The sequence below is a fragment of the Nocardia sp. NPDC003999 genome, assembly GCF_053604885.1.
Genome location: NZ_JBSGIB010000024.1, coordinates 87,558 through 101,684, shown reverse-complemented (window position 1 = coordinate 101,684; position 14,127 = coordinate 87,558). Strand labels below are relative to the sequence as shown.

Below are 14,127 nucleotides of genomic sequence, written 5' to 3'. Positions count from 1 at the left end.
CCGACCACAAACCCTACCGACCACCACGAACACCCCTCGAACACACCATCACCCAAGCATTCACCGACATACTCCACACCAACACCATCGGACTCAACGACTCCTTCTTCACCCTGGGCGGCGACAGCATCATGTCGATCCAGTTGGTCAATCGAGCCAGGGCGGCGGGTGTGGTGTTCACCCCGCGCGACGTGTTCGACCGCAAGACGGTCGCCGGGCTGGCCGAGGTCGCCGTCCGCGGCGGCACCGCGGCGACCGCGCTTGCGGCCGAACTGCCCGGCGGAGGCGTGGGGCCGGTGCCGGTCACGCCGATCGTCCGGTGGCTGCTCGAGCGGGCCGGGTCTGGGTTCGGCCGCTTCTCGCAGGCGGTGTTGCTCGGACTGCCGCCGGGGATCGACCGGCAGCAGCTGGTGGGCACGGTGCAGGCGGTACTCGATCGGCACGACATGCTGCGCGCGCGGCTGCGCCCGACCGACGACGGAAGTTGGGCGTGGGAAGCCTTGCCCGCCGGGGCGATTCGAGCCGAGGACGTCATCCGTCGGGTGGCGATGCCGGAAGCCCCGGGAAGCGCCGAGTTCCGTGCTTCTGTGGCGGCGGAGTTGGACGCCGCCGCGGACCGGCTCGATCCGGGCGCCGGGGTCGTGCTGCAGGTGGTCTGGTTCGACCCGGTAGCCACGACGGAGCCGGGCCGGGCGCTGGTGGTGGCGCACCATACGGCCGTCGACGGAGTGTCCTGGCGGGTGCTGGTGCCGGATCTCGCGATCGCGTGGGCGCGGATCGAGTCCGGCGAACCACCTGAGCTGGCCCCGGTCGGGACGTCCATGCGCAGGTGGGCCCACGGGCTGGTCGAATCGGCCGGAAGCGCCGAGCGGCGCGCCGAATTCGGATTCTGGAAAGCGATGGCCGCCGGAGACGATCCGGTGATCGGATCCCGCTCCCTCGACCCCGCGATCGATGTCGCCGCCACTGCCCGCACGGTCGAGATCGATGTTCCCCCCGAGGTGACCGAGGCGTTGTTGACCACCGTGCCCGCGGCATTCCACGGCGAGGTGAGCGACGGGCTGCTGGCCGCGCTGGCGGTAGCGGTGACGAAGTGGCGGCGCGAGCGCGACACGGTAGCGTCCGGCGATCTCGCGGACGTCGTGATCGGTTTGGAAGGGCACGGCCGCGAGGAGCGCGCGGTCCCCGGCGCGGATCTGGCGCGGACGGTGGGCTGGTTCACCACGAGTTTCCCGATGCGCCTCGACCTCTCCGGCATCGATGTCGACGACGCGACCGCGGGCGGGCCCGCGCTGGGGGCAGCGGTCAAGTCGGTGAAGGAACAGTTGCGCAAGGTCCCGGACCACGGGATCGGCTACGGCTTGCTGCGGTATCTCAACACCGATACCGGACCGGAACTCGAGAGCATGCCGACACCGCAGATCGGATTCAACTACCTCGGCCGCGTCGCCACGAAGGTGCCCGGAGGAGCGCCGTCGGCCGGATGGCTACCGGTGGACGACGGCGGGGACCTCTCGGGCGCCGAGTTCACCGGTGCGCTCGATCCGGACCTGCCGATGTCGGCGGTGCTCGACATCAACGCCCTCGTCCTGGACGACGGCGACCGGCGGCGGCTGCGGGCGAGGTGGTCGTATCCGGCCGGGGTGCTCACCGCCGACCAGGTGCACGAGGTGGCGGAGTCGTGGCGCCGGGTACTGACCGCGTTGGCGGCATACAGCCGCCGCGCCGGGACCGGCGGACGGACGCCGTCGGATCTGGACCTCGTCGATCTCACCCAGTCCGATATCGAGCGGCTCGAGACCGGATATCCGGCGCTGAGCGATGTCTGGCCGTTGACTCCGTTGCAGGAGGGATTGCTGTTCCATGCGGTGTTCGCCGAGGAGTCGGTGGACGCCTATGTGGTCCAGCTGGTCCTCGAACTGGGTGGGCGAGTCGATGCGCAGCGGCTGCGCCGAGCCGGGCAGGCGCTGCTGAACCGGCATGCGAATCTGCGCGCGGCGTTCGTCACCGACACCGGGCCGGTGCAGGTGGTCGACGAAGACGTCGAGGCGCCATGGACGGAGCTGGACCTGTCCGGGCTGGACGACGGGGAACGGGATCGAGAGTGGACTCGGTTGATGGCCGAGGACCGCGCGACCCGGTTCGACCCGTCGCGCGCCCCACTGCTGCGCTGGATGCTGGTCACCATCGGGCCGGAGCGCTTCCGGCTGGTGCTGACCAACCATCACCTGCTGCTGGACGGCTGGTCGATGCCGCTGCTCCTGAGGGAGTTGCTGGTGCTCTACGCCACCGACGGCGACGACGCGATGCTCCCTCGTGTCCGGCCCTATCGGGACTTCTTGGCGTGGCTGGTGCGGCAGGACCCGACCGCTTCGCTCGACGCCTGGGCCCGTGCGTTCGACGGCGCCGACGAGCCGACTCTGATGGCTCCGTCCGACCCCCGCCGCCGCTACACCGAATCACGAGATGTCCTCGGCGAATTGACCGAGGAACAGACCGCGGACTTGACGAACCTGGCGCGGGCGCGCGGAGTCACCCTCAACACCGTGGTCCAGATGGCCTGGGCGATTGTATTGGGCGCCTTGACATCCCGGACGGATGTCACCTTCGGCACCACTGTCTCCGGACGGCCTCCGCAACTTTCGGACGTCGAATCGATGATCGGGCTGTTCGTCAACACGCTGCCGGTGCGTGTCCGGCTCGACCGCACCGAGAGTTTGGGGCAGCTGCTCGACCGGATCCAGGCCGAACAAGCCGCGCTGCTCGATCACCACTACGTGGGCCTGACCGACATCGAACGGGTGGCCGGGCCGGGAGCGGTGTTCGACACGATGACGGTGTTCGAGTCCTATCCGGTCGATCGTGGCGGGCTCACCGCGGACACCGACATCGCGGGCATGCGGCTGCTCGATGTGAGCGGCACCGACGCGGCGCACTATCCGATCGGCGTTGTCGCCCAGGTCGACACGCGATTGCGTCTCCACATCAAGTACCTGCCCGATCTCTTCGACCACGACATGATGGACGCGACGCTGCGTCGAGTTCTGCGCGTGCTGGGCGCGGTCGCCACCGACCCGGATCTACCACTGTCCCGGCTGGATCTGCTGTCCTCCGCGGAATACCGCGAGTTGGCGCCCGTGTCGGGTCGTCCGACGGTGTCGGCGCAGGTCTTGCCGGATCTGCTGGCCGCGGCGGTGGCGAACGATCCGGGTGCGGTCGCGGCGGTGTGCGGCGATCGTCGGTGGACCTACGGTGAACTGGATGCGGAGTCGAATCGACTGGCACGCATGCTGATCGGCCTGGGAGCGGGGCCGGAGACGAGCGTCGCGGTCGGTTTGCCGCGGTCGGTCGAGTCGGTGCTGGCGGTCTGGGCCGTGGCGAAGTCCGGGGCGGCGTTCGCGCCGATGGACCCCGAGTATCCGGCCGGCCGCATCGCGTACATGCTCACCGATTCGGGTGTGGCGGTGGGGATCACGCTGTCGCGATGGCGGGATCGTTTCCCCGGATCGGTGCGATGGCTGGTGCTCGACGAACCGGCGGTCGAAGCGCAGCTGGCGGAATTCCCGGCAGCGCCGGTGCGCGACGAGGAGCGAACACGGCCGGTGCGGCCCGACCACGCGGCGTACGTGATCTACACGTCCGGGTCGACGGGAGAGCCGAAAGGCGTGGTGGTGTCGCACAAGGGGCTGGCGAATCTGGTGGATGATCAATGCACGCGTTTGGGTGTCGGGCCGGGCACGCGGGTGCTGCACGCCGCGTCTCCGAGTTTCGACGCGGCGGTACTCGAATACCTCTGGGCGTTCGCGACGGGCGGGCAACTGGTGATCGCGCCGCCGACTGTCTACGGCGGGGACGAGCTGGCGCAAATCTTGGCGCGGGAGCGGGTTTCGCACGCGGCGCTGACGCCGACGGCCTTGGCGACGGTCGATCCGGCCGGGCTCGGAGGCCTCGGGACGGTCGTGATCGGCGGCGAGGAGCCCCCACCGGAGTTGGTGTCGCGGTGGGCGCCGGGCCGCAGATTGTTCAACACTTACGGTCCTGCCGAGGCCACGATCCAGACCGATGCCGGGCGCCCGCTGGTGGCGGGTGAGGCCGTGACGACCGGCAGCCCGATCCGCGGGGTGCAGGAAATCGTGCTCGACACCTGGTTGCGGCCGGTACCGGTCGGAGTCGTCGGCGAGTTGTATCTGGCGGGTCCCGCTTTGGCGCGCGGCTATCGCAACCGGTTGGGCACGACCGCGTCTCGGTTCGTCGCCAATCCGTTCGCGGGGCCGGGGCAGCGCATGTACCGGACCGGTGACCTGGTGCGGTGGCTGCGGTCGCCGACCGGACATCTGACGCTGGACTACATGGGCCGGACGGATTCTCAGGTGAAGATCCGTGGTTTCCGGATCGAGCTCGGCGAGGTCGAATCGGCGCTGCTCGCGTACGCGGGTGTGGCGAACGCGGTGGCAGCCGTGCGCCGAGGCACGGTCACCGGCGACCGGTTGATCGGGTACGTGGTCCCCGAGTCCGGCGCCGAACTCGACACGGACGCGGTCCGCGAGTTCGCCGCGGAGCGGTTGGCCTCGCACATGGTGCCCGCGACCGTCGTGGTGATCGACGCGCTACCGAAGACGGCGAACGGCAAGCTGGACCGCACCGCTCTGCCCGAGCCGGACTTCACCCCCCGTGCCGGATCCCGGGCACCGGCCACCGAGGTCGAGACGACGCTGGCCGGACTGTTCGCGGAGGTACTCGGACTCGACGAGGTCGGGGCGGACGATTCGTTCTTCGCCATGGGCGGCGACAGCATCATGGCGATTCAGCTGGTCGCGCGCGCCAAGGCGGCGGATCTGCTGTTCTCAGCGCGCGATGTGTTCGAGCACGGAACGGTCGCCGAGCTGGCCCGGGTCGCCGTGCGCGACAGCACCGAGGCCACCGCCCTGCCCGCCGAACTGCCCGGCGGAGGCGTGGGACAGATACCGCTGACGCCGATCATGTGCTGGATGTTCGAACGCGGTGGCTTCGACCGTTTCAGCCAGTGGGCGATGCTCACGCTGCCTGCCGGTATCGACAGCGCCGGAATCGGCGCCACCGTCCAAGCGGTGCTCGAACGCCACGACATGCTGCGGGCGCGGCTACGCCCGGACCCCGCGCACGCGTCCGGCTGGGCGCTGCACGTATCGCCGACCGCCGCACCCGCCGCGGGGCTGATCCGGCGCGTGCCGGTAACCGCGGCGCCGGACAGCAGCGACTTCGCCGCGATCGCCGACGCCGAGGCGAACGCCGCGGCCGAGCGCCTCGACCCCGCGGCAGGTGTCGTGCTGCAACTGGTCAGGTTCGAGTGGGCGCGACAGCCGGGACGGCTGCTGATCGTCGCGCATCACCTGGTCGTCGACGGCGTTTCGTGGCGCATCCTGATTCCGGACCTCGCGATCGCGTGGGCGCAGATCAGCGCGGGGCAACCGCCGCGGCTCGCGCCTGTCGGTACCTCGATGCGACGCTGGGCGCATGCCCTGAACACCGCCGCCGCGCGCCGGGACGAACTCGACTGGTGGCGCTCCACACTCGACGCCGCGGACCCGCCGATCGGCGCACGCCCGATCGACCCGGCCGTGGACGTGCAGGCCACCGTCGCGACCGTCGAGGTGAAGCTGCCCATCGCGGCGACCCGCGCGGTGCTCACCACGCTGCCGGAGGCCTTCCGCAGCAACGTGGACGACGCGCTGATCGCGGGGCTCGCTCTGGCGCTGACCCGATGGCGGCGCGAGCACGGCGACACCGCGCCGGAAACGCTGCTCACCCTCGAAAGCCACGGCCGCCACGACACGGTGCTCCCGCACGCCGACCTCTCGCGCACCGTCGGATGGTTCACCACCACCTATCCGGTGCGACTCGACTTGTCCGGCATCGACATAGACGACGCGTTCGCCGCCGGACCCGCCGCCGGGGCTGTCGTCAAATCGGTCAAGGAGCGTTTGCGGCAGGTTCCCGATCACGGGATCGGCTACGGACTGCTGCGATACCTCGACGCCGATACCGCCCGCATCCTGCGTGCGCTGCCCGCGCCGCAGGTGAGCTTCAACTATATGGGCAGATACGACACCATTCCCGCCGCGTTGCGCGAGGCAGGGTGGATGCCCGCCGGAGGCGGCGGAGTCCAGAACCCCGGCGCGGCCGCCGCATCCGTGCTGGGAGTCAACGCGGTCGTCACCGACACCCCGGAAGGGCCGGCTCTCACCGCCGCCTGGGACTATCCGACCGGTCTGTTGACCTCCGACGAGGTCACCGGCCTCGCGGAACTGTGGCGCGACGCGGTGACCGCGCTGGCCGACTATGCGTCCCGGCCCGGCGCCGGCGGGTTCACCCCCTCCGACCTCGACCTCCTCGAGCTGAGCCAGGACACGATCGACCGGCTGGAGCGCCTGCACCCGGCCCTGGACGACATCTGGCCGCTCACGCCGCTGCAGACCGGGTTGCTGTTCCACGCTCAGCTCGCGGACGGCGCCCTCGACGCCTATATCGTGCAACTCTGCATGGAACTCGGCGGGCACGTCGACGCCGAGCGGCTGCGCCGCGCCGCGCAGGCGCTCGTCGGACGGCACCCCAACCTGCGGACCGCGTTCGTGCGCGACGGCGCGGGTGAAGCGGTCCAGGTCGTGCATAAGCACGTCGACGTGCCGTTCACCCTCATCGACTTGGCCGAGCACGACGATCCCGCCGCCACGCTGGATCAGCTCATGGCCGCCGACCGGCGCGCCAGCTTCGACGTGGCCGCGGCGCCGCTGCTGCGCATGACGTTGGTGCGCATCGCCCCCGAGCGATACCGGCTGGTGTGGAGCATGCATCACATCCTCATCGACGGCTGGTCCACGCCACTGCTCATCCGGGAGCTGCTGACCCTCTACGCCTGCAACGACGACGCCACGGCGCCCGCTCCGGGCCGTCCCTTCCGCGACTACCTGACGTGGCTGCACGCCCAAGACCGGAACGCGGCGGAAACCGCGTGGACGCGGGCACTCGACGGCGTGTCGGAGCCGACTCTGCTGGCGATCGCGGACCGCGGCCGCAGGCACACCACCGCCACGCGCGACGTACGAGTTCAGCTCGGCGAAGACCGCACCTCGGCGCTGGTCGCCACCGCCCACCGACAGGAGGTCACACTCAACACCCTCGTTCAGGCCGCCTGGGGAATCGTGCTGGCCAACGCGACCGGCCGCGACGACGTGGTGTTCGGCACCACCGTCTCCGGGCGCCCGCCCCAGATCTCCGGCATCGAATCGATGATCGGGCTGTTCATCAACACGGTGCCGGTGCGGGTCCGGTTGGACCACCGCGAAACCCTCGCCCAACTGGTGCGGCGAATCCGGACCGAACAAGCCGCGCTGCTCGACCATCACCACCTGGGCCTGGCCCAGATCCAGCAGATCGCCGGTCCTGGCGCGATGTTCGACACCGTGACGGCCTTCGAGTCCTACCCGATCGACTCGACCGGGTTGTCCGAAGACACCGACATCGCGGGAATGCGTGTCCTGGGCGTGCACGGACGCGATGCCGCGCACTACCCGCTCGGCCTGATCGTGCACCAGGACAACAGATTGCACCTGACCTTCAAATACTTGCCCGACCTGCTGACCCGGCAGCAGATCGACGCCATCGCCGACCGCGTGCTGCGCGTGCTCGACACCGTCGCGGACCACATCGACCTGCCGCTGACCCGGCTACAGCTGCTGTCGCAGGCCGAGCAGGCCGCGCTGGTGCCCGTTCGCGGGCCACACGGGGCGGTGATGTCGGTGCTGCCGCAGGTGCTGACCGCCGCGATGGAACCGGAGACCGAAGCGGTGGTCTGCGACGGCGCACGACTGTCCTACCGCGAACTCGACGAAACCTCGAACCGGTGGGCGCGGGTGTTGATCGACACCGGGATAGGACCGGAATCGTTCGTAGCCATAGCGCTACCTCGCTCCATCGACGCCATGATCGCCGTGTGGGCGGTCGCCAAGACCGGCGGCGCGTTCGTCCAGGTGGAACCCAGCCATCCGCGCGAACGCAGCACGACCATCCTGACGGATTCCGGTGCCATGGTCGGGCTTACTCGCGAGCCCTACCGAAATCAGTTGCCGGACATCATCGAATGGCTGACCGTCGACAGCACCTCCTTCGCCGCGACGTCGGCAGAAGTGTCCTCCGCGGCGATCAGCGATGCCGACCGAACAGCCCCACTACGACCACAGCACCCGGCCTACCTGGTCTACACCTCCGGCTCCACCGGAACCCCGAAGGGCGTCGTGGTCACACATACCGGGATAGCGAACCTGGCTGCGGATACGCGGCAACGGTTCGGCATCACTCCGTCCTCTCGGATACTGGCTGTCGCCTCGCCGAGCTTCGATGTCTCGATCCTCGAATGGATCAGCGCCGTCTGCGGCGGAGCCACGCTGATCCTCGCCCCCACACCGGTCGGCGCCGGGCTGTCCGAGCTGGTCCGGGCGGAACACGTCACCCATGCCGCGCTCACCCCGACGATGCTCGCCGCGATGAATCCCGACGGACTCGAAACCCTGGTCATCGGCGGTGAGCCGTGTCCGCCGGAGCTGGCGGCGCGGTGGACGCCGGGCCGCACGGTGCTCATCAGCTACGGGGCCACCGAGACCACGGTCGTGAGCTGCGCAGGCACTCCGCTGTCCACCACCGTCGACGGCCCGATCGCCATCGGCGGCCCGATCCGCGGATTCACCGCCGTCGTACTCGATCGCAAGCTCCGCCCCGTTCCGTTCGGAGTGGTCGGCGAACTCTATCTGTCCGGACCGGGCCTCGCCCGCGGCTACCACAAGCAACCCGCGACCACCGCGAGCCGATTCGTCCCCGCCCCGTACGGGCGGCCCGGGACGCGGATGTATCGCACAGGCGACCTGGTGGCGTGGACCGCCGACCGAAGACTGCAATACAAGGGCCGCAGCGACCTGCAGTTGAAGGTCCAGGGCAACCGCGTCGAACCCGGCGAGGTCGAATCCGCGCTGAGCGGCTATCCCGACATCGCCTATGCCGCGGTCACCGTGCACACCCGCCCCGACGGCACCGGCCAACTCACCGGCTACGTCGTACCGACGCCGCACACCACACCCGACACCGGCGCCATGACCACCTACCTCGCAACCCGCCTGCCCACCCACATGATCCCCACCGCCATCGTCGTCCTCGACCGGATCCCGCTCACCAGCACCGGCAAATTCGATTACAAAGCCCTGCCCGCGCCGGACCGCCCCCCGTTCCGCGCGCCGTCCACGCCGCTGGAGGCCACCGTCTGCGCGGCGTTCGCGCGAACGCTCCAGCTCGAACGAGCCGGTTGCGACGACGGTTTCTTCGCGCTCGGCGGCAATTCGCTCGCCGCGACCCAACTGGTGGCGCGACTGGAGGAGTCGACCGGGGTACCCGTGCCGATTCAGTGGGTCTTCAGCGACCCGACACCGGAATCGCTGGCCCGCCGCATCGAGGCTCGGCTGCGCGGGTTCGAGGAACCCGACCCTCATGACGCGCTCGCGGTGCTGCTCCCCCTGCGCGCGACCGGCGTCGAACCGCCACTGTTCTGCGTCCACCCGGCCATCGGTTTGGCTTGGGGTTTCAGCGGACTCGTGCAGCACCTCGGCTCGCAGCGACCCGTCCACGGGCTGCAATCCCCGGCGCTGACCGACCCCACCGCGCGGTTCGACACGCTCGACCAACTCGCCGCCCGCTACGTACAGGAGATCCGATCGGTCCAGCCGCACGGCCCCTATCACCTGCTCGGCTACTCGTTGGGCGGCACCATCGCGCACGCGATCGCCGTGCGACTTCGTCGCGAGGGCGAACCCGTCGCCACCTTGGCGATGATGGACACCCGCGTTGTCGACGCGGGCAGCGCGCAAGCTCCCCTGCCCACCCTCCGCGACATGGTCACCGAGTTCGGCGGCGTGGCCGGTTCCCGAATTCCGGCCGACCTCACCGTCGAGGCCGCGACCGACTTGCTGCACCGGCAAGGCGGTCTCTTCACCGCCCTCACACCCGAGCATCTCGCGACCCTGCACGGCGACTACACCCGGCTCGTCGACCTCACCCGAGATCATCGACCGGCACTCTTCGACGGTGATCTGCTCTACTTCAGCGCCGTCGACGGCCACCCGGACGACGGCCCCTCTCCGTCTCTCGCGTGGCAGGAGTACCTCACCGGCAGCATCTTCGAACACCGTGTTGCCGTCGCGCACGAAAGGATGACCGACCCTGAGGCGCTACATGCCATCGGATCAACCCTGACCGAGCACTTCCGCCGCACCCCCGTCCCCTCACCGGAGCCTCCGATCTCAGCAAGGACCAGCCGATGATGAACACCGACCCCATAGTCGGGACACGCTCCGGCGTCCAGCCGGTCAACCTCTTCGCTCCCGACGCGGAAACAGGCCTCGCCGACCACCCCCGGTTCCCCGAACTCCGTCGGTGGACCCGCGAATACCTGTGCCATTCCCACCCGGATCTCGGCCGGCCCGGTCCCGTCTGCCCCTACACCAGCCACGCCATCACGCACAGGTACCTGTGGGCCGCCTACTTCGATGGGCACGACATCGATATCGGGCGCATCACCGCGATCGCCGACGATCTGTACGACCTGTTCCCGGCCCTGCCACCGCAGGAGGCGCCCGAGTCGCTGTTCAAAGCCGTTCTCGCGGTCTTTCCCGACCTCACCGACTACCCCTCGATCGACGCGGTGCAACGACAACAGAAAACCAAATTCGTCGACAAAGGTCTGATGATCGGGCAGTTCTATCCGGGCTGCACCTACCCCGGACTGCACAATCCGGCGTTCCCGGCGCTCGACGCACCACTGCCCATCCTCGCGGTACGCCACATGGCCCCTACCGACTATCCGTTCCTCGTCGCGCGCCACGAATGGATCGACACCTACCTCAAGCTCTTCGCCCCTACCATTCCCGGATTCGTCGCCACGGCCATGTCCGTCAGACTCGAACAGGCAATCGACGCCCAGAAAGACACTTCCTGAGTCGGTAGTGTGGGCGGGTGCGGACGCCCGGTGACCACCGCCGAGCCGGTCCCGGCGACCGGCTGGACAGCGCTCAGTCAGCCACCAGTTCCACCGGGACCGCGAAGACGTCGACCATGGCTCCGTTGCGCAGCACGGTGACCGGCAGTTGCACGCCGATCGACTCGGCGAACAGCTGCCGCTGAATCCCCTGCGCGTCACGCACTTGCGACCGCGCCACGCTCAGCACCAGATCGCCGCGGCGCAGCCCGGCCAGCTCGGCGGGGCCGCCACGGACCACCTCCACGATGCGCACCCCGGCGGCCTGCCCGGTGCGCGCGGCGACCGGCTCGGGCAGCGGCGCTGGCACACCGACCAAGCCGAGGTATGCGCGCCGGACGCGCCCCTCGGTGTGCAGCGTGCCGATGATCCGGCGCGTCGTCGCGTTGATCGGGATGGCGAGGCCGAGCCCGATGCCCGCGACCGCGGTGTTGACGCCGACCACCCGGCCGGCCGAGTCCGACAGCGCGCCACCGGAATTTCCGGGGTTGAGCGCGGCGTCGGTCTGGATCACGTCCTCGATCACGCGGCCGGCGCGGCGGGATGCCACCGGAACCGCGCGCCCGAGCGCGCTCACCACGCCCGCGGTGACCGAACCCGCCAGGCCGAGCGGACTTCCGACCGCCACCACCAGCTGGCCGACCACCAACTGGTCGGCATCTCCGAGCGGCACCGCGTCCGGCGCGCCGCCGCGTGCGCGCAACACCGCGAGATCCGACAGGGGATCCACCCCGACGACGTGGAAGCGGGATTCCACCCCGTCGGCGAAGACCACCTCACCCTCGCGGGCCGCGCCGACGACGTGCGCGTTCGTCAAAAGGAACCCGTCGTCGGTGAAGACCACCGCCGATCCGCTCCCCCGCCTGGTCCGCACGCTGGCCACGTGCGGCGTCACCGACGCCGCCACCGCGATCACCGTGCGGGAGTAGGCATCCATCGCGGCGTTGTCCACGCCGACCACCACCCTGTTCGCCGGAATTGCACTACTGCGTCCAGGATGCCCTCGCGCCGCGGACGACGCACGGTGTTCGCCGCAGGCGCAACCTGGGCCGCGGGTGCGCCGGGCGTGTCGCCGGGATACGGATCGCGGGTCCGGCACCGGCCGCTACGCCGTGGGCACCCGGTCGAGGAAACCGTGCACACTCGTGATTCGGTCGTCGGCTCCGAGGGAGATCACGTCCGAACCCGCGACCGGGGCGCTGCCGTCGGCCGCGGAGACCAGCTCCCAGGAGAAGCGGGCGATGTCGTGGTGGCCGTCGACCGCGCCGAGGCGACGGAACTCGAACCCGGGGAACTGCGCCTGCACGCCCCCGATGGCCGCCGCCAGCTGGGCGTGCCCGCGCACCTCCGCGAGCGGATCGGTGTACGCGCCGTCCTCGGCCCACGCGGCCGCCACCGCCGCGGCCCTGACGTCCTCGTCGGTGGCGTTCCACGCGGCGAAGTACCTATCGACCGCTTCCTCGTAGCGCGACATAATGAATCCTCCTGTGCGGTAATGATTTTCGGCAACCGTTCGGGTCTTCCGATCGGCTGTCTCCAACCTTGCCGCGCCGCGCGCCCAGAGTCGATTACGCGCGAGGTAATGATCGCCGGAAAAGCGCGCGCGCCCGAGGGCTCAGCGCAGTAGGCCCCGCTTCTCGAGATAGGCCGATGGAATCACCGCCGCCGCCAGAGCCAGCAGCACGGTGATCAAAAGGCTCAGCTGCCAGGGCAATTCGGCGATGTCGAGCAGACCTGCGGCGTAGCAGCCGACGACCAGAACGGGCGGCAGGACGACCGCGGTGGTGACGGTGAACACCTTGACGATCTCGCTCTGCCGCACATTCAGGCAGATCGTCACGGATTGCTGCAAGAAGCGGACGTTGTCGTACGCCGAGCCCGCATACTGCCCCACCCCGTCGATGTCGGCGAGCAGGATGCCGATCGCCTCGTCGAGTTCCGCCTTCCCTGACGACGTGTCGGCCAGCAGATGCCGCGCGGCGCGGGCCAGCTGCCGCTGGGTCTCCTGAGTGCGCGAGACGATGCGTTCGGTCGCGTTCATCCGCGACATCACGCCGCGCAGGTCGGCGAGCTCGATCTCGCGCCGGTCCCGGCCCGTGATCGTCCGCTCGATCTCGTCGCGCAACGCCTCCATGGCGTCACCCGCATGATGTAGCACCCGCTCCGACGCCTCGTTCAGTGCCCACAGCAGCGCGTACATCACGCCGTGCGCGGAGCCGGCGAGCGCCGGGTCGCGCCGCATCTTCGCGACCGCCTTGTCGAAGGGGACGAAATGCTCGGACGGCTGCAGCGTCACGAGGAATTCACCGCCCAGGGCGAAGACGATCGTCTCCTGTTCGATGTTCTCGCCACGCCGGAATCCGGCCGTCACCGGAAAGTAGCGAAAGCTGTCGGTCTCCAGGCCCTGATCGCGAGCGGACGTGAAGTCGATGCCGAGCCGTTCCCGCAGCACCGCCGCGGTGTCGGCGTCGTCGGCGGCGAGCGGAATCCAATGCTGCTGGAGCACTTCGGTATCGAAGTGGTCGGCGGTCACGGCACCGAGAAAGGTCGTCATCGACTACCGCTGCCCGCGGAAGGAGCGCACCGCGGATCCGGCCTGCTGCCGCCGTTCCGGATCTGTTGTGCGAGGCAATGTTTCGGCTTTCTCGGGCAATGTGGCCATAGTGGGTGCTCCAATACTTGCTATCGTGCGGGGCTGGCGCGCTCCTCCGGTACCGAGGACGCACGCAGGGGCGAGCAGCGACGTGATCGGGCGGCGCCGCGGGTCGGGGGCCACGTATCGGCCGAACCCGGACGCGCCGCTCTTACGCGCCGGAGAGATGACGAAGGTTGAGGTCCGTACCGTGTCGGCCGATGGGCGCCGTTGCCCGGCGGGCGATCACACGCGGATCAACGACGCGCCGGCGCAACCTGTTTCGCGAGAGCGGCCCGGCTGTAGACGTCGATACTGTCATCCGGCATCTGCCGCTCACCTCGCTTCGTCGGTCGACCGGCGCACGAATTGCGCCATCCATCATTAGAAACCCGCCCATCGGGGTACGTCAATCGGTTGCGCAAGTGTTCGACAGCGCGCC

At 69.5% G+C, this 14,127-nt stretch carries 5 protein-coding genes; 2 read left to right on the top strand and 3 right to left on the bottom strand.

The window, feature by feature from the left end; all coding sequences use genetic code 11:
• Positions 1 to 47 precede the first annotated feature (47 nt).
• Positions 48 to 10,340, top strand: a complete 10,293-nt coding sequence (locus ACWESM_RS31705) for an amino acid adenylation domain-containing protein (protein ID WP_452494905.1) — start codon at positions 48 to 50, stop codon at positions 10,338 to 10,340.
• Positions 10,337 to 11,014, top strand: coding sequence for a DUF6875 domain-containing protein (locus ACWESM_RS31700; RefSeq protein WP_452494897.1), 678 nt, complete (start codon positions 10,337 to 10,339; stop codon positions 11,012 to 11,014). The genes ACWESM_RS31705 and ACWESM_RS31700 overlap by 4 nt, the downstream gene beginning before the upstream one ends.
• 73 nt (positions 11,015 to 11,087) lie before the next feature.
• On the opposite strand, the gene ACWESM_RS31695 is transcribed toward ACWESM_RS31700, so the two are convergent.
• The 3 genes from ACWESM_RS31695 to ACWESM_RS31685 all read right to left on the bottom strand — a co-directional run bounded on the left by ACWESM_RS31695 (position 11,088) and on the right by ACWESM_RS31685 (position 13,607).
• Complete coding sequence (locus ACWESM_RS31695; protein WP_355078544.1) at positions 11,088 to 11,990, bottom strand: S1C family serine protease; 903 nt, start codon at positions 11,988 to 11,990, stop codon at positions 11,088 to 11,090.
• A 168-nt stretch (positions 11,991 to 12,158) separates the two neighbouring features.
• A complete protein-coding gene (locus ACWESM_RS31690) occupies positions 12,159 to 12,527 on the bottom strand; it encodes a nuclear transport factor 2 family protein (RefSeq protein WP_452494895.1) in 369 nt (122 codons plus the stop codon).
• A 141-nt stretch (positions 12,528 to 12,668) separates the two neighbouring features.
• Positions 12,669 to 13,607: a CorA family divalent cation transporter gene (locus ACWESM_RS31685; protein WP_364436552.1), complete on the bottom strand. Its 939-nt coding sequence runs from the start codon at positions 13,605 to 13,607 to the stop codon at positions 12,669 to 12,671.
• Between the last annotated feature and the right edge of the window lie 520 nt (positions 13,608 to 14,127).